Raw genomic sequence first — 17,456 nt, 5'->3', positions numbered from 1 at the left:
GCCCCTCCGGTTGGAGGGGCTCGATATCATGATTTACGCATCATTAGCCAGAGGCTGATTAAGAAGAACGAGCCGCTCGGCAGCAGCGCGCCGATAATTGGCGGGATACCGTACACCAGCGTCAGCGGGCCGAAGATCTGGTCCAGCACGTAGAAGACAAAACCAAAGCTTATCCCCGTCACCACACGCACACCCATCGGCACGCTACGCAGCGGACCAAAGATGAACGACAGCGCCATCAGCATCATCACCGCAACGGACAGCGGCTGGAAGACTTTGCTCCACATATTAAGCTGGTAGCGTCCGGCCTCCTGTCCGCTCGACTTCAGGTACTTCACGTAATTATGCAAACCGCTGATGGAGAGCGCATCCGGGTCCAGCGCCACCACACCCAGCTTGTCCGGCGTGAGATTGGTTTTCCAGGTACTGCTCACGATTTGCGAACCGGTTACCTGCTTCGGGTCGGTCAAATTTGACTCATCCACCTGCGACAAACGCCAGACCTTCTGTTCCGGATCAAACTTCGCAGACGCGGCATAGCGCACGGACTGCAGACGACGCTGATCGTTAAAAGCATAAATACTGATCCCCCCTAACTCTTCATCGCCTTTCACCCGTTCGATGTAAACAAAGTTATTGCCATCTTTCGCCCACAGCCCCTGCTGGGTGGAAAGCAGCGAACCGCCATACATCGCCTGCGCACGGTAGTTACGCGCCATTTGCTCGCCCTGCGGCGCAACCCACTCGCCGATGGCCATGGTCAGCAGCACCAGTGGGATCGCGGTTTTCATCACCGAGAGCGCCACCTGCATACGGGTAAAACCCGACGCCTGCATCACGACCAGTTCGCTGCGCTGAGCCAGCATCCCAAGCCCCAACAGCGCGCCAAGCAGCGCCGCCATCGGGAAGAAAATCTGCACATCTTTCGGCACGCTGAGCAGGGTGTACATCCCCGCCCCCAGCGCATCGTAGCTTCCCTGCCCGGCTTTTTTCAGCTGGTCAACGAACTTGATGATGCCGGAAAGCGACACCAGCATGAACAACGTCATCATGATGGTGGTGAAAATGGTTTTACCGATATAGCGGTCAAGGACACCAAATGGCTGCATCACACCGCTCCTTTACGCGAAAAACGGGCGCGCAGACGGCGCACCGGCACTGTATCCCACAGGTTCAGTCCCACCGCCAGTGCCAGGTACAGCAGGTTGACGACCCACATCCAGATAACCGGATCCAGCTTGCCTTTTCCGCCGTTGGATTTCAGGGAGGTCTGGATCAGGAAGAACATCAGATACAACAGCATCGCGGGCAGCATCGACAGCACGCGACCCTGACGTGGGTTCACCACGCTCAACGGCACGACCATCAGCGCCATCATAAATACGGTGAAGATCAGCGTGATACGCCAGTGCAGTTCCGCACGGGCCCGATCGGTATCGGTGGACCACAGCGTGCGCATGTCCATCTGGTCGGTATCGTTCGGATCCAGCGCCACCGCCTGGTGACCGATAATCGCCTGATAGTCCTGGAAGTCAGTGATGCGGAAATCACGCAGCAGTGCGGTGCCTTCAAAGCGGGTGCCTTTGTTCAGCGTAACCACCTGCGTACCGTCGCGCAGTTGCGATAAATGTCCGGAATCGGCGACCACCACGGAAGGACGGGCGTTACCTTTCGGGCGAATCTGCGCGAGGAACACATCTTTAAAATCGCTACCGTCAACGCTTTCAATGAACAGTACCGAGCCGCCGTTGGTGGCCTGCTGGAACTGCCCCTGCGCCAGTGCGGCCATACCGGGGTTGGCTTTCGCCTCGGCGAGGACCTCATCCTGATGCTTTGACGACCACGGTCCCGCCCACATGACGTTAACGGCGGCAATGATGCCGGTGAACAGCGCCAGGATCATGGCGGCTTTCACCAGCACGGACTTGCTCAGACCGCAGGCATGCATCACCGTAATTTCACTTTCGGTATACAGTTTGCCCAGTGTCATCAACAGTCCGAGGAACAGGCTGAGCGGCAGGATGAGCTGCGCCATTTCAGGCACGCCGAGGCCCAGCAGCGAGAGCACCAGATTTGCCGGAATATCACCGTCAACCGCCGCGCCGAGGATCCTCACTAACTTTTGACAAAAGAAGATCAAAAGCAGGATGAAGAGGATGGCAAGCTGGCTTTTGAGCGTCTCCCGCACCAGATATCTTATGATTATCACTTTAAATACGCCCGTAAAAACTCGTCTTTTGCAGGAATTTAGCTTGTTTCATGGCTTAAACGTCATTTATTCTCTTGAGTCGTCGAAATCGTCGCTAAAATTATTATACTCAGCGGATTCGCTACTCAGAACGCGTTCTGATGTGCCAATGCCGTAATAACGTTAAGATTAACACGAAGTCACCGCAACTGCGGACATGAGTTACGAAAGCTTGCAATTCTAACCGCAGGCGCCGCCGTTGTCTTTAAGATTCAGGAGCGTAGTGCATGGAGTTTAGTGTAAAAAGCGGTAGCCCGGAGAAACAGCGGAGTGCCTGCATCGTCGTGGGCGTCTTTGAACCACGCCGCCTTTCTCCGATTGCAGAACAGCTCGATAAAATTAGCGACGGGTACATCAGTGCCCTGCTGCGCCGTGGCGAACTGGAAGGCAAACCAGGTCAGACCTTGTTGCTGCACCATGTTCCTAACGTGCTGTCCGAGCGTATCCTCCTCATCGGGTGTGGCAAAGAGCGCGAGCTGGATGAACGTCAGTATAAGCAGGTAATTCAGAAAACGATCAACACTCTGAATGATACCGGCTCGATGGAAGCCGTCTGCTTCCTGACTGAACTGCACGTCAAAGGCCGCAACAACTACTGGAAAGTACGTCAGGCTGTTGAGACGGCCAAAGAGACGCTGTACAGCTTCGATCAGTTGAAGACCACCAAAAGCGAGCCGCGTCGCCCGCTGCGTAAAATGGTCTTTAACGTGCCAACGCGCCGTGAACTGACCAGCGGCGAGCGTGCGATCCAGCACGGTCTGGCCATTGCCGCCGGAATTAAGGCCGCGAAAGATCTCGGCAACATGCCGCCGAACATCTGTAACGCCGCGTATCTGGCCTCTCAGGCGCGCCAGTTGGCTGACAGCTACAGTCAGAATGTGGTCACCCGCGTCATCGGCGAACAGCAGATGAAAGAGCTGGGAATGCACTCTTACCTCGCCGTCGGTCACGGTTCGCAGAACGAATCGCTGATGTCGGTGATCGAGTACAAAGGCAACCCGTCCGAAGATGTCCGTCCGATCGTGCTGGTCGGTAAAGGGCTCACCTTTGACTCCGGCGGTATCTCCATCAAACCTGCCGAAGGCATGGACGAGATGAAGTACGACATGTGCGGTGCAGCGGCCGTTTACGGCGTGATGCGCATGGTGGCGGAGCTTCAGTTGCCGATCAACGTCATCGGCGTGCTGGCGGGCTGTGAAAACATGCCTGGCGGTCGCGCCTATCGTCCGGGCGATGTGCTGACGACGATGTCCGGCCAGACCGTTGAAGTACTGAACACCGATGCCGAAGGCCGTCTGGTGCTCTGCGACGTCTTAACTTACGTTGAGCGTTTTGAGCCGGAAGCGGTGATCGACGTGGCGACCCTGACGGGTGCCTGCGTGATTGCGCTGGGCCATCACATCACCGGTCTGATGTCGAACCATAACCCGCTGGCGCACGAGCTGATCGGCGCGTCCGAACAGGCGGGTGACCGCGCATGGCGTCTGCCGCTCGGTGATGAGTATCAGGAACAGCTGGAGTCCAACTTCGCGGATATGGCGAATATTGGCGGCCGTCCTGGCGGTGCGATCACCGCAGGCTGCTTCCTGTCGCGCTTTACCCGCAAGTACAACTGGGCGCACCTCGATATCGCCGGCACCGCCTGGCGCTCCGGGAAAGCCAAAGGCGCAACCGGTCGTCCGGTGGCGCTGCTGTCACAGTTCCTGCTCAATCGTGCGGGTTTTTCCGGCGAAGAGTAAGTTTGAGATTGCCCCGTAGGCCTGATAAGGCGCATTAGCGCCGTCATCAGGCATTTTGCCGGATGGCGCTACGCTTATCCGGCCTACGGTGTGCAACATGGCCTTGCGTTTAAATCCACCACAAGAAGCCCCATATATGAAGAATGCAACGTTCTACCTTCTGGACAACGAAAACACCGTCGATGGCTTAAGCGCTGTCGAGCAACTGGTGTGTGAGATTGCCGCAGAACGTTGGCGCAGTGGTAAACGCGTGTTGATTGCCTGCGAAGACGAAAAACAGGCCATTCGCCTGGATGAAGCACTGTGGGCCAGACCGGCTGACAGTTTCGTCCCACACAATCTGGCGGGTGAAGGACCGCGTGGCGGTTCGCCGGTGGAAATCGCCTGGCCGGAAAAACGCAACAGCAGCCCGCGCGATCTGCTCATCAGTCTGCGCGTTGGCTTTGCAGATTTTGCCACCGCTTTCACAGAAGTGATAGACTTCGTTCCTTACGAAGATTCTCTGAAACAATCGGCGCGTGAACGCTACAAAGCCTACCGCGTGGCTGGTTTTAACCTGAATACGGCAACCTGGAAATAATGGAAAAGACATACAACCCCCAAGATATCGAACAGCCGCTTTACGAGCACTGGGAAAAGCAGGGCTATTTCAAGCCTAACGGCGATGAAAGCAAAGAGTCCTTCTGCATCATGATCCCGCCGCCGAACGTCACCGGCAGTTTGCATATGGGTCATGCTTTCCAGCAAACCATCATGGACACGCTGATCCGCTACCAGCGCATGCAGGGGAAAAATACCCTGTGGCAGGTCGGTACCGACCACGCCGGTATCGCGACCCAGATGGTGGTGGAGCGTAAAATTGCCGCTGAAGAAGGGAAAACCCGTCACGACTATGGTCGCGATGCCTTCATCGACAAAATCTGGCAGTGGAAAGCGGAATCCGGCGGCACCATTACCCGTCAGATGCGCCGTCTCGGTAACTCCGTTGACTGGGAGCGCGAGCGCTTCACCATGGACGAAGGCCTTTCCAATGCCGTGAAAGAAGTGTTCGTCCGCCTGTACAAAGAAGACTTGATTTACCGTGGCAAACGCCTGGTGAACTGGGATCCCAAACTGCGCACCGCTATTTCTGACCTGGAAGTGGAAAACCGCGAGTCGAAAGGCTCGATGTGGCACATCCGCTATCCGTTGGCCGACGGTGCAAAAACGGCTGACGGTAAAGATTATCTTGTCGTCGCCACTACCCGTCCGGAAACCCTGCTGGGCGATACCGGCGTGGCCGTCAACCCGGAAGATCCACGCTATAAAGATCTGATTGGTAAATTCGTGGTGCTGCCGCTGGTAAACCGCCGCATTCCGATTGTCGGTGACGAGCATGCCGACATGGAAAAAGGCACCGGCTGCGTAAAAATCACCCCGGCGCACGACTTTAACGACTATGAAGTCGGTCGTCGTCATGCCCTGCCAATGATCAACATCTTCACCTTTGATGGCGATATCCGCGAAACAGCGGAAGTGTATGACACCAAAGGCGAAGAGTCTGACGTTTACTCAAGCGAGATCCCGGCACAGTTCCAGAAACTGGAGCGCTTTGCCGCACGTAAAGCGGTGGTTGCCGCCATCGACGCGCTCGGACTGCTGGAAGAAATCAAACCGCACGACCTGACCGTCCCGTACGGCGACCGTGGCGGCGTGGTTATCGAACCGATGCTGACCGACCAGTGGTACGTCCGTGCCGACGTGCTGGCAAAACCCGCCGTTGAAGCGGTTGAGAATGGCGACATTCAGTTCGTACCGAAGCAGTACGAAAACATGTACTTCTCCTGGATGCGTGATATTCAGGACTGGTGTATCTCCCGTCAGCTGTGGTGGGGTCACCGTATTCCGGCATGGTACGACAACGACGGCAACGTCTATGTGGGCCGCAACGAACACGACGTGCGCAAGGAAAACAACCTGGGCGCGGACGTTGCGCTTCGTCAGGATGAAGACGTGCTCGACACCTGGTTCTCCTCCGCGCTGTGGACGTTCTCTACGCTCGGCTGGCCGGAAAACACCGACGCGCTGCGTCAGTTCCACCCCACCAGCGTGATGGTCTCCGGCTTCGACATCATCTTCTTCTGGATTGCCCGCATGATCATGATGACCATGCACTTCATCAAAGATGAAAACGGCAAGCCGCAGGTGCCGTTCCACACCGTCTACATGACCGGTCTGATTCGCGATGATGAAGGCCAGAAGATGTCCAAATCCAAGGGCAACGTGATTGACCCGCTGGATATGGTCGATGGTATTTCGTTACCAGAACTGCTGGAAAAACGTACCGGCAACATGATGCAGCCGCAGCTGGCAGAGAAGATTGCCAAACGTACCGAGAAACAGTTCCCGGAAGGTATCGAACCGCACGGCACCGACGCCCTGCGCTTCACCCTGGCGGCACTCGCGTCTACCGGTCGCGACATCAACTGGGATATGAAGCGTCTGGAAGGTTACCGTAACTTCTGTAACAAGCTGTGGAACGCCAGCCGCTTTGTACTGATGAACACGGAAGACCAGGATTGCGGCTTCAACGGCGGCGAAATGACCCTGTCGCTGGCAGACCGCTGGATCCTCGCCGAATTCAACCAGACCGTGAAAGCGTACCGTGAAGCGCTGGACAACTTCCGCTTCGATATCGCCGCAGGCATTCTGTACGAGTTCACCTGGAACCAGTTCTGCGACTGGTATCTGGAACTGACGAAGCCGGTGATGAACGGTGGAACGGAAGCCGAACTGCGCGGCACTCGCCACACGCTGGTTACCGTTCTGGAAGGTTTGCTGCGCCTGGCGCACCCGATCATTCCGTTTATTACCGAAACCATCTGGCAGCGTGTGAAAGTGATTTGTGGAATTACCGCTGACACCATCATGTTGCAGCCGTTCCCGGTCTATGACGCGTCTCAGGTTGATGAAGCCGCCCTTGCCGATACCGAATGGCTGAAGCAGGCGATCACCGCTGTGCGTAATATCCGTGCGGAAATGAACATCGCGCCGGGTAAACCGCTGGAGCTGTTGCTGCGTGGTTGCAGCGATGACGCGATTCGTCGTGTGAACGACAACCGCAGCTTCCTGCTGAATCTGGCGCGTCTGGAAAGCATCACCGTGCTGCCTGCCGATGACAAGGGGCCGGTCTCGGTCGCCAAAATCATCGATGGTGCCGAACTGCTGATCCCGATGGCCGGTCTCATCAACAAAGAAGATGAGCTGGCGCGTCTGGCGAAAGAAGTGGCAAAAATCGAGGGTGAAATCAGCCGCATCGAAAACAAACTGTCTAATGAAGGTTTCGTGGCGCGCGCGCCGGAAGCGGTGATCGCCAAAGAGCGTGAGAAGCTGGAAGGCTACGCCGAAGCGAAAGCGAAGCTGATTGAGCAACAGGCGGTCATCGCCGCGCTGTAATCGAATAATCGGATGGCAGTTATGTAATAAGGCCGGAGCATGCTCCGGCCTTATTGTGTCAGCCTCTTTGTATCAGACAAAGGGTATCTGCGGCATCATACCGCGAGAAAGCACCGCAATCGGCCCTGTCTCGGGTTGTTCATCATGGTCAGTCAGTTCCAGGGTATCCAGATCGCCATCAACCCAGGTATTCGCCGCCAGGAAACGCAGATAGCGCATCTTCATTAACGGATAGGCCAGCCCCAGCGTAATGGACGATACCACGGCAATCAGCACCCACTGCACCACCAGCGCATGAAATGCAATACCGGAATGAAAACGGATACCGCCGTTCGCGAGCGTCAGATTGTTCATGAAATGATTACGCAAGCCCATCCACATATACCCGGAGGAAAGCAGAATGGCCGCGAAATAGAGCAGGTAGCAGGCGATGATTTGTCCCTGGTTCTCAAGGATCAGTGCAAGCTGCGCTTCCTCACTCATCCCGCCCATCATGCTGGCCATCATAATGGCGCTGAAAATGCCGGAAAAGAGCCAGGCAATCATCGCCAAAAAAGGCACAACGATCAGCATCGACAGGAAACACACTTTGATGCACTGTTTTACGCTTACAGCGACAGCGAAACGATGAATACCGAACTGACCGCCCTCACCAAGCAGCGTAATCCATTTCGCATACACGACACCGGCAATAACGCCGGCACCCGCCAGGAAAATAACGAATGCTAACAGGACTTTTGTAATAATAGCCGTAACGCCATCACCAGGAATATTCACCACTAAGAGAATGATCACCGTCAGCAGAATATAAAGCACAACGGGTAAACCCATCATTATCCACCATGCGCGTCCCAATGAGCTGTGAAAGTTAAAGCGTACATTATTCAGCGTGGTCATCATGGCATTATATTTTATGCTTTTGACCATAAAGATGGGTAATGCCAGGAAAAATACCAACAGCAACACCAGTTCAAGCGCGGGCATGAATGCCAGGAAAGAGATCACAATAAAAACACAAACCAGGAACAACCAGCTTAAGAAAATTGCCAGCCCTGTCGCATGATAACCAAACCGTGCACCATTCAGTTCCATATTTTCATAAACATAACGGCGACTGCGCACCATCGCCCACGGCATATAGATACCAAGAGTAATGATACATAGAATGACATTAGTCAGGCAGATTATAAAATATTGTCCGGCGCGGCCATGAAAGTCAAACTGCCAACGAGACTTCTGCCCGTTTTTTACTACTGATTCCATAACAATTCCTTTGTTTGCAAAATATAAAAATGAAAATCATTAAATAATATCAATATCAGCAAACGCAGAATAACCTGTCCAGTGAAGAAACGCTTGTTTTTTTACGTACTGCTTGCATGCTTTCACAGACAGTGATATCAATTACAATTATATATATGTAGAATTAATTAAACGAAAATATGAGTAATCAACAACATCAGCCCCTCACCCTCCGTCCCCTTTGCGCGCAGGATAATCCTGTCATCGCGGCGGTTATCCGCCAGGTGTCCGCCGAATATGGTCTCACCGCTGACAAAGGCTATACCGTTGCCGATCCGAATCTGGACGAACTGTATCAGCTCTACTCTCAGCCTGGACATGCGTATTGGGTGGTGGAGCGTAATGGGGAAATTGTGGGTGGCGGCGGAATTGCCCCTTTATCGTGTAGCGAACCCGATATTTGCGAACTGCAAAAAATGTACTTTTTGCCCACGGCACGCGGACAAGGCATGGCGAAAAAGCTGGCGCTGATAGCGATGGACCACGCCCGCGCGCAGGGGTTTAAACACTGCTATCTGGAAACCACCGCCTTTTTACGCGAGGCGATTGGCCTGTACGAACATTTAGGGTTTGAGCATATCAGCGAACCGCTGGGCTGCACCGGGCACGTCGATTGCGAAGTGCGCATGCTCAAACCCCTGTAAGACCGGTCATTGCATCTCAGGCGATACCGAAAGTCGAATCACGCCAGCGGCCTGTGCGGCTGGCAATTTCAGCACTTCCACCCACATATCCTGCACCAGATCGCAGACAACCTTCTCTTTCCCAACCCCCTTCTGCGGCTCAGCCATAAGCTGTACATCCTCTCCGTAGCGCTGCACCAGTACCGGTACGACGTTTTGCAGATCCTGCATGGCCTGCTGTTTCTCAGCGTCTGTCACCGTATGTTTATTGACACCGTACGCCGCGCGCATCATCGTGGCATCGCCCTCCATACGCCGTTTCAGAATATCCTGCGAGATCAAACGCGTCGGGTTAATACCACCTTTGACCTGTGGGAAGAGAAAGCGGAAACACTCGTCGTCGCCTTTTTTCTGCACCGCGGCAATCTGTTCGAGATTGATCTTCATGTAGTCAACGACATTGCTGTCAGGCGCCTGCTGTAAACGCGACATCTGAATTTGCAGCACCTGCGGTTGAATGGTATCGATAATTTGCTGCTCGGTTTTGCCTTCATTTTTCAGTTGCAGCGCCTGCGTACGGAGATGGATCCAGAATGTCGGCTCCTGTTCTTTCAGTACCTGAAACGTCGGCATTTGCAGTAGCGCGGCATCAAACTTCTGCTCCTCCGTTTGACCGGACGCCGCTTTTTCTCGCGGGATCAGGTAGTGCACGTCAAAGAGATTCCACGCGACGATCGCCACAATCATCAGCACCGCGCCGGAGACTTTTCCCACCCAGCCTTTTTTACGCATCAGCCCAATCACGGCGGCGATAACCGCGCCGACGTAGCCGGCGAGAAGTACATGTGTCCAGTTCATCGGTTTTCCTTGCCCTGAAAAGGACACATTTTTCACTGCTCGCGACGGGATGTCACCTTACTGCTGGCAGAACTACCGAAATTAAGAGGCGACGGGGACACCGCTGTGAAAGCGAAACTCGTTGTCCGGCGAGGTAATCAGTGCGGCTTCCACTTCGCCAAAATGACGGACGCGGGGAGAAATATCGTCTTGCGAGACCTGTTGCGCCAGCGCCAGATAGTCCTGGAAGTGACGCGCTTCAGAGCGCAACAGCGACAGATAAAATTTTTGCAGATCGTCATCGAGAAACGGAGCCAGTACAGCAAAGCGTTCGCAGGAGCGTGCTTCGATGTAAGCCCCACAAATCAGCTTATCAATCAGCGTCAGCGGTTCGTGCGTACGCACCGCTTTCAGCATCCCTTTTGCGTAGCGACTGGCGGTGATCTTCACGTAAGGAATATTTCTGGCCTGCATCGCTTCGCGCACCTGCCAGAAGTGGTGCAGTTCTTCTTTTATCAACAGCACCATGCTGTCGATAAGCTGGCGGCCCCACGGATCGTCCGTTTCCGGCATCACGCTTTTACCAATCTGTTTATGGAGCGCGACAAAGTCCGGTTCCGGCCCTTCCCGGAAGGCAAAGGCTTCATACGGCTGTAGCCAGGCGAGCAGCGCATCCGCACCCGGTTTATCCGCCACGTACTTACGCACCAGCAGCATCGCCGTTTGCGCCGCCTTAAGTTCGCAAATCAGATGATCGGTGAGCAGCAGAGGAAGGTTTTGCGGATCGCGCGCCTGGTCAATCCAGGCCTGCGGGGTAGGACAGTGCAGAAACTGGCGTACCGGGGAGAGAATTTGCGGATAGTCCATGTGTAACCTGTCGAAAGAGTACGGCAGAAAACTGCCGTACTTTTTAACGCGCGGGGATCTTAGTGACGCACGCCGTCGTCATCTTCGTCGACGTAGTCTTCGTCGTCGCCCTCTTCACCTTCTTCACCGTTCGGATCTTCAAAGTAGGTGCCCCAGCCGTCGTATTCGACGTCATACTTCTCGGCCAGGTTCATCAGTTGTTCAACCTGCGCGTCGATAAGATCGGCTTTCAGCGCACATTCACTGAGGATATCGCAGCAAATGACGGTGTCGCCTTCTTCCACTTCCAGCTCTTCCGGCTCGGTCACTTCGTAGCCAAGCTTAAACGCTTCAACCGCAGCTTTTTCCAGGGTTTCGAAATCGTCTGCGGAAAGGTGGTGCTCGATGGTATACAGCGCGTCCGGGTCGCTGCCATCATCCAGTAATTCTTCAATAATCAGGCGCGTTTCTTCACGCTGCTCTTCCAGTTGTTCCGGGTTTGCCATGGCTCGTTCCTCATAATGTCCTGCCGATACTCTTATTGTCACATACCACCGTCGTTGCCTCCACCTTTCCAGAAAAGATTTGTTAAACGGGGTTGCAAATGCATAATCATCCATATAAATTGAATTTTAATTCAATAAAATGGCATTGGCCATGGGAGGGAACTATGTCAGGTTTTTATCAGAAGCATTTTTTAAAGTTACTCGATTTCACCTCTGCTGAACTTACCGCGCTCATCCAGCTTGCCGCAAAACTGAAAGCCGATAAGAAAAACGGCATAGAAGAACAAAAGCTTACAGGAAAAAATATCGCGCTCATCTTCGAAAAAGACTCGACCCGTACACGATGCTCTTTCGAAGTTGCCGCTTACGACCAGGGGGCTCGCGTCACTTATCTCGGTTCCAGCGGGAGCCAGATTGGGCATAAAGAGTCAATTAAGGACACCGCGCGCGTGCTGGGCAGGATGTATGACGGCATTCAGTATCGTGGCTACGGTCAGGAAGTGGTTGAAACGCTGGCCGACTATGCCGGTGTACCGGTATGGAATGGGTTGACCAATGAGTTTCATCCCACCCAGTTGCTGGCCGACCTGCTGACAATGCAGGAACATTTACCGGGCAAGGCGTTTAACGACATGACGCTGGTTTACGCCGGTGATGCGCGCAATAACATGGGTAACTCAATGCTGGAAGCCGCCGCACTCACCGGGCTGGATCTGCGTCTGGTAGCGCCAAAAGCCTGCTGGCCAGACGCCTCGCTGGTCGCTGAATGTAGCGCCATGGCGAAGAAAAACGGCGGCAACATCACGCTCACCGAAGATATCGCGGCTGGCGTAAAAGGCGCGGACTTTATCTACACCGACGTCTGGGTATCGATGGGCGAACCAAAAGAGAAATGGGCGGAGCGTATCGCCATGCTGCGTGACTATCAGGTCAACAGCCAGATGATGGCGCTTTCCGGGAATCCACAGGTGAAGTTCCTGCACTGCCTGCCCGCGTTTCATGACGACCAGACCACGCTCGGTAAAAAGATGGCAGAGGAATTTGGTCTGCATGGCGGGATGGAAGTCACCGATGAGGTGTTTGAATCCCCGGCCAGCATTGTGTTCGACCAGGCCGAGAACCGGATGCACACCATTAAAGCCGTGATGGTGGCGACACTGGCGCAATAATATTATCCGCAAAGAAAAACCCCACATAAAAATGTGGGGTTCATCAGCAACCTGAGACGAAAATCACCGTTTCCGCCCAGTATTACAACCGTGAGTTACGCGCCCATGGGTGGCGTAAACGCGGTGAGTTCCAGCGCCGGTCCGGTGTATTTTTCTGCCATCACCAGTGCGGTATTGGCGGAACAGCCATTCGCCAGACTTGAGGTCGGAATATCTTTGGTGAGCACGTTCGCCCCGCCATTTTTACAAATCCCGGTGCCTGCATAGTCCAGATCCGGCCATGCGCCTTCATGAATACACACCACGCCCTGCTTGATGCCATCGGTCACTTTCGCGCCGGTCAGTACCTGGCCGCGCGCGTTCCAGACGCGCACCAAATCACCGTCGGCAATGCCGCGTTTTTTCGCGTCTTCCGGATGGATGTAGAACGGCTCGCGGTTGGCCACCGCATACTGTTTACGCAGCGACGCATAGTTAAGCTGGCTGTGTAAACGATGCGCCGGGTGCGCGGTCAGCAGTTGCAGCTCACCCTCTTTGGCGTTACCAGCCCATTCGTCAGGTTCCAGCCAGGTCGGATGCGCCGGACAATCCTTATAGTTGAAGCCTTCGATGGTTTTCGAGTAAATCTCGATTTTACCGCTCGGCGTACCCAGCGGGTTCATCACCGGGTCCTTACGGAAATCGGCATAGCGCACAAACGCTTCTTCTTTCGGGTTCTTACGCATTTCGATCAGCTTGTTCGCGTCCCAGAAGGCGGTGAACTGCGGCATATTGACGCGCTGCTGACGCGCGCCTTTCTGCGCCACGTCGTAGAACTCGCGCAGCCAGTCCATTTCGCTCTTGCCCTCGGTATAAGCGGCTTTACCGCCTGGCTTGAGCAACTCAGCCATATCGGCGAATACGTCAAAATCGTTGCGGGCTTCGAATTGCGGTGGGATGGCTTGTTTCATCGGCACCAGATGCTGGTTGCTGTAGTCGCCGGTCATGGTCAGATCGTTACGTTCAAACGAGGTGGTGATCGGCAGAACAATATCAGCGTGCTTGGCGGCTGCCGTCCAGTAGCACTCGGAGATCACCACCAGCTCCGGTTTTTGCCAGGCTTTCACCAGGCGGTTTGTGTCCTGATGCTGAGTGAAGTTGCCACCACCGGCCCACCAGATCATGCGCAAATCAGGGAAGGTTTGTTCTTTGCCATTATGTTGATATTTGCCGCCGGGGTTTTCCAGAGCTTCAACAATACGTGCAACCGGGAACGCTGCAACCGCATCGGACGTCGCCCAGTCGTTGCCCGCAGAAGAACCGCCTGCGATTGTCGCAGAAATCGCCGACAGCACACCGCCGCTACGGGTTGGGTTGCCGCCGTTTGAGTAATGGTAAGAGAAGCCGAAACCGCCGCCCTCGGTACCAATCTGGCCAAGCATCGCCGCCAGGGTAACCAGCATCCAGTGGCGCTGTTCACCGTACTGCTGACGTTGAATCCCCCAGCCCGCCATCAGCATGGTTTTATTCTTCGCAAAGATTTCCGCGAGGATTTCCATTTGCTTCGCCGGAACGCCGCAAATCTTCTCGGCCCAGGCTGGATTTTTCGGCGTGTTGTCGTTCTTACCCGTTAGATAAGCTTCAAATTCGCCATAGCCGGTGGTGTATTTATCGAGGAAGGCTTTGTCATGCAGCCCTTTTTCGACCAGCGCGGACGCAATACCCAACATCATCGCCACGTCGGTACCCATATTCGGTGCAATCCACTGCGCTTTATCACCGAAGAAATCGATAGTTTCTGAACGCTGTGGATCGATGGCGATAACGGTTTTGCCGGAGGCTTTCAGTTTATTGAAGTACTCCAGGCCTTGCTCATCAGTACTGGTCCAGGCAATTTTCAGGGTGTTCAGCGGGTTAAGGCCCCACAGGACCACTACCTGACTATGTTCGAGGATCAGCGGCCATGCCGTCTGTTGTTCGTAAACTTCTACCGAACCGACTACGTGCGGCATGATCACCTGCGCCGCGCCTGTGGAGTAGTCACCGGTATGCCCGGTGTAGCCGCCCGCCATGCTCATGTAGCGCTGAAGCAGCGTCTGAGCTTTGTGCAGCACGCCACTGGAGCGCCAGCCATAAGAACCCGCAAACACGGAAGATGGGCCATGCTCGGCACGGATACGGGCGTGCTGCTCGTGGATGAGCTTCATGGCGTCTTCCCATGACACTTTGACGAATTCGTCTTTACCACGGTTGCCGTCCGGCTTGCCCGGCGCATTCAGGAAGCCTTTACGTACCATCGGAGATTGAATACGGCATGGGGTATGCGCCTGATCCGGTGCGGTCGTTTGCAGATCGTTGGGAATCGTTTTCGCCAGCGCGCCGCGAGACGACACAATTTTGCCGTCTTTAACCTCGATGTACATCGCCCCCCAACGACCCGCGGTCAGGATGGCGTTACCCGGCGCGTCGGCGGCCCACGCTGGCATCGGGATTGCCGAGGTAATGATCATCGCGCCAGCGGAACCGCCGGCATATTTTATAAAGTTACGTCGTGTAAGGTTCATAGGTTTTCCTTTAATCGTAATTATCAGTTATTCCTTAGAGGTAAAATCTTTGGCGTGATACTGGAACCAGCGAGTCAGGATGTCTAAATCCTCGGCGCTGATGTCCGTTCTCGCGCCCATCCCTTTTGCAACGGAAGGCCAGGCATTTAAGGTGTAATGTTCGGAAGAAATCGGCGCATGGCATCCGGAGCAATACGTCTTGTCGAGTGTTTTGGCGTAGTCCCAGATTACGTCGGGTTTACCCAGTGCGGGTTCAGCCAGAGGTGCGCGTAGAGAAACAGTGCGCCACGCGTTTCCGTAGGGATCTTTTTCCCAGTCGCTGGAGATTTTGAGTGCTTTTTGACCTTCATCGGTAAGCGTGGCAAGGACTAAACGCTGGCCCGCCGCGAAGTAAATCACCTGCTCGGCTCCCTGCATTTGGCTACCGGTAATCTCCACTTCACGCGCATCGCCGGAGCGACCCACCACGTTCAGTTTGGTGGCCGGATAAACCGTGCCCAGATTGCCCAGCGCGGCAGGTGCGACGGGGTACACTTCTTTTGCATCCACCGGCGTCTGGCGCGCGTTTTCCATCAGCGCATCATGGGCTTTGGAGTCAATCGTGATTTCGGGCGGGAAGTGCGCAATACCTTTATGACAGTCAATACAGGTTTGTTTTTCTTTGATGCCCAGCGCATGCATTTTCTGCGCGTCAGCGCTCTGCTTTTGCAGATCCATGGCATCAAACTGGTGGCATGAACGGCAGGTCGCCGAATCGTTGGCCTTCATCTGATCCCAGACGGTCTCCGCCATCTCAAGGCGATGCGCCTCATATTTTTCCGGTGTATCAATTTTGCCGGTGACAAACTCATGCCAGACATCCTTGCTGGCCCGAACTTTCGTGATCAGGTAATCCATACCCGATTGCGGAATGTGGCAATCCTGGCACTCGGCGCGGATACCTTTTTGGTTCATAAAGTGCGCAGACCCCTGGTACTCTTCATAGGGCGCTTGCATCGTGTGGCAGGAGAGACAAAACGAGGTCTCTGACGTTTTATGCATCATCCACATGGATGACAGCGCGAGTGTTCCCCCCAGTAGAATGCCCACGAAAACAAGACCCGCTATCCACTTCCATTTTTTATTCATACCTTGCCCTGAAATTAATTCAAAAGTTAATATTTAATTTTGTGGGATATATTTTGCGGGATGATTTTTAAACAAGAATTGATGTAACACAAAAGTGTTATTAACCAGAAAGAGTTAAACGTGCTATTGATCGAGTTTTTGGAAGTTAACCGAAAAGGTTGCCGCTAACTGTATGTTGTAACTGAAGTTATGGCGATAGCGATATAAAATTAAATATACAACGACTAACTAAAATCAAGCCACCGTTATATATTTAAATACATAAGGAAATAATCCTATCGCGGTGCGCTATTAATGGCTGAAATAAACCATCTTTTACCGTTCGGTTAAGTTTTTAATGAATGCAGATGTCGTTTACTATTTTTATCGCTTTCGCAGGCGCGAGGGGCTTTACGGCAGAATTCAGGATAAGTGATAAAAGGGACAGCCACTCCGGATCAGGGAGCGGCTGCTCAGCCAGGTCTTTGCTATTTTAAGCAACCAGCAGTTTAACCACCGCTTTACGCACCGGCGCGGGCGCGCCGACGGCACACAGCGGTTTGTGTACTTCTTGCGGGTAAAAAACGACAAAGTCGCCTTCATTCAGGATCAGCGTTTTCTCTTGCTCGCCTTCCGCTAAAAACGCGATGTCTTTATCAGCCAGCCAGTCGGTATCCGGCTTACCGGCAGGCAGCACGCTGAAGGTCATCCCTTCCTGCCCTTTCAACACGATCTGAATATCCAGATAGCGCGCGTGATACTCCGCCCGACGCTTCTCGAACGGCTCGGTCATATCTTCAGAAATCAGATAGAACAGACGGCTACCGTCGATCTCATGTTTTCCCTTCTCCGTCGTTTCAGTGACGTTTGCCTTAATGTACTCAATCGCCTGGCGAAGTTCTTCAGGAAGCCAGGATTGCAGATGGTGAATATTACCAACGATCATCTCATACCCCTCATTCAAAACAGCGTTTCAATTTTAGTTGTTATACGAAAAAAAGCCTGGTCGTGCCATCGCTATCTTGCAAAGTTTTGCGTCAGCGCATGTTTATCGCTGAAGTTGTTGACTGTCTGTTAACAGCAAACAGTGATCTATGCATA

At 53.9% G+C, this 17,456-nt stretch carries 15 protein-coding genes; 5 read left to right on the top strand and 10 right to left on the bottom strand.

Going from position 1 to position 17,456, the window contains the following annotated elements; all coding sequences use genetic code 11:
- Positions 1-26: 26 nt before the first annotated feature.
- From lptG to ytgA, 3 genes are all read right to left on the bottom strand, one after another.
- Complete coding sequence (gene lptG, locus F384_RS24600; RefSeq protein ID WP_046495694.1) at positions 27-1,109, bottom strand: LPS export ABC transporter permease LptG; 1,083 nt, start codon at positions 1,107-1,109, stop codon at positions 27-29.
- On the bottom strand, positions 1,109-2,209 hold the full coding sequence (lptF, locus tag F384_RS24595) for an LPS export ABC transporter permease LptF (RefSeq protein WP_046495691.1): 1,101 nt from the start codon (positions 2,207-2,209) through the stop codon (positions 1,109-1,111). Before lptF ends, lptG begins: the two co-directional genes overlap by 1 nt.
- A gap of 62 nt (positions 2,210-2,271) precedes the next feature.
- The gene (gene ytgA / locus F384_RS30530; RefSeq protein WP_211180521.1) at positions 2,272-2,322 is read right to left on the bottom strand and encodes a protein YtgA; all 51 of its coding nucleotides are present in this window, start codon (positions 2,320-2,322) and stop codon (positions 2,272-2,274) included.
- Between the two features lie 153 nt (positions 2,323-2,475).
- Between ytgA and pepA the strand changes: the two genes are divergently transcribed.
- The 3 genes from pepA to F384_RS24580 all read left to right on the top strand — a co-directional run bounded on the left by pepA (position 2,476) and on the right by F384_RS24580 (position 7,422).
- A complete protein-coding gene (pepA, locus tag F384_RS24590) occupies positions 2,476-3,987 on the top strand; it encodes a leucyl aminopeptidase (RefSeq protein ID WP_046495688.1) in 1,512 nt (503 codons plus the stop codon).
- Between the two features lie 136 nt (positions 3,988-4,123).
- Positions 4,124-4,567: a DNA polymerase III subunit chi gene (gene holC, locus F384_RS24585; RefSeq protein ID WP_046495682.1), complete on the top strand. Its 444-nt coding sequence runs from the start codon at positions 4,124-4,126 to the stop codon at positions 4,565-4,567.
- Entirely contained in the window at positions 4,567-7,422 is a 2,856-nt protein-coding gene (locus tag F384_RS24580; RefSeq protein ID WP_046495681.1) for a valine--tRNA ligase, read from the top strand. The genes holC and F384_RS24580 overlap by 1 nt, the downstream gene beginning before the upstream one ends.
- Positions 7,423-7,494: 72 nt before the next feature.
- On the opposite strand, the gene F384_RS24575 is transcribed toward F384_RS24580, so the two are convergent.
- Positions 7,495-8,685, bottom strand: coding sequence for a YjgN family protein (locus F384_RS24575; protein ID WP_046495679.1), 1,191 nt, complete (start codon positions 8,683-8,685; stop codon positions 7,495-7,497).
- Between the two features lie 179 nt (positions 8,686-8,864).
- Between F384_RS24575 and F384_RS24570 the strand changes: the two genes are divergently transcribed.
- On the top strand, positions 8,865-9,368 hold the full coding sequence (locus tag F384_RS24570; RefSeq protein ID WP_046495673.1) for a GNAT family N-acetyltransferase: 504 nt from the start codon (positions 8,865-8,867) through the stop codon (positions 9,366-9,368).
- Positions 9,369-9,374: 6 nt separating this feature from the next.
- Here the strand turns inward: F384_RS24570 and F384_RS24565 are convergent, their stop codons facing one another.
- The 3 genes from F384_RS24565 to rraB form a co-directional block, all read right to left on the bottom strand.
- Positions 9,375-10,205, bottom strand: a complete 831-nt coding sequence (locus tag F384_RS24565; RefSeq protein WP_046495669.1) for a hypothetical protein — start codon at positions 10,203-10,205, stop codon at positions 9,375-9,377.
- Between the two features lie 81 nt (positions 10,206-10,286).
- Positions 10,287-11,051: a tRNA isopentenyl-2-thiomethyl-A-37 hydroxylase MiaE gene (gene miaE, locus F384_RS24560; protein WP_046495665.1), complete on the bottom strand. Its 765-nt coding sequence runs from the start codon at positions 11,049-11,051 to the stop codon at positions 10,287-10,289.
- Between the two features lie 59 nt (positions 11,052-11,110).
- The gene (rraB, locus tag F384_RS24555) at positions 11,111-11,536 is read right to left on the bottom strand and encodes a ribonuclease E inhibitor RraB (RefSeq protein ID WP_042321721.1); all 426 of its coding nucleotides are present in this window, start codon (positions 11,534-11,536) and stop codon (positions 11,111-11,113) included.
- 164 nt (positions 11,537-11,700) lie between these two features.
- Between rraB and argF the strand changes: the two genes are divergently transcribed.
- Entirely contained in the window at positions 11,701-12,705 is a 1,005-nt protein-coding gene (argF, locus tag F384_RS24550) for an ornithine carbamoyltransferase (protein ID WP_046495657.1), read from the top strand.
- Between the two features lie 95 nt (positions 12,706-12,800).
- Here the strand turns inward: argF and F384_RS24545 are convergent, their stop codons facing one another.
- The 3 genes from F384_RS24545 to F384_RS24535 form a co-directional block, all read right to left on the bottom strand.
- The gene (locus tag F384_RS24545) at positions 12,801-15,248 is read right to left on the bottom strand and encodes a molybdopterin guanine dinucleotide-containing S/N-oxide reductase (RefSeq protein ID WP_046495652.1); all 2,448 of its coding nucleotides are present in this window, start codon (positions 15,246-15,248) and stop codon (positions 12,801-12,803) included.
- Positions 15,249-15,275: 27 nt separating this feature from the next.
- Positions 15,276-16,376: a NapC/NirT family cytochrome c gene (locus tag F384_RS24540; protein ID WP_046495647.1), complete on the bottom strand. Its 1,101-nt coding sequence runs from the start codon at positions 16,374-16,376 to the stop codon at positions 15,276-15,278.
- Positions 16,377-16,848: 472 nt separating this feature from the next.
- Positions 16,849-17,301, bottom strand: a complete 453-nt coding sequence (locus F384_RS24535; protein ID WP_042321710.1) for a YhcH/YjgK/YiaL family protein — start codon at positions 17,299-17,301, stop codon at positions 16,849-16,851.
- Positions 17,302-17,456 lie beyond the last annotated feature (155 nt).

Source organism: Citrobacter amalonaticus Y19, assembly GCF_000981805.1.
GTDB classification, from domain to species: domain Bacteria; phylum Pseudomonadota; class Gammaproteobacteria; order Enterobacterales; family Enterobacteriaceae; genus Citrobacter_A; species Citrobacter_A amalonaticus_C.
This window is presented reverse-complemented; position numbering and strand designations above follow the sequence as displayed.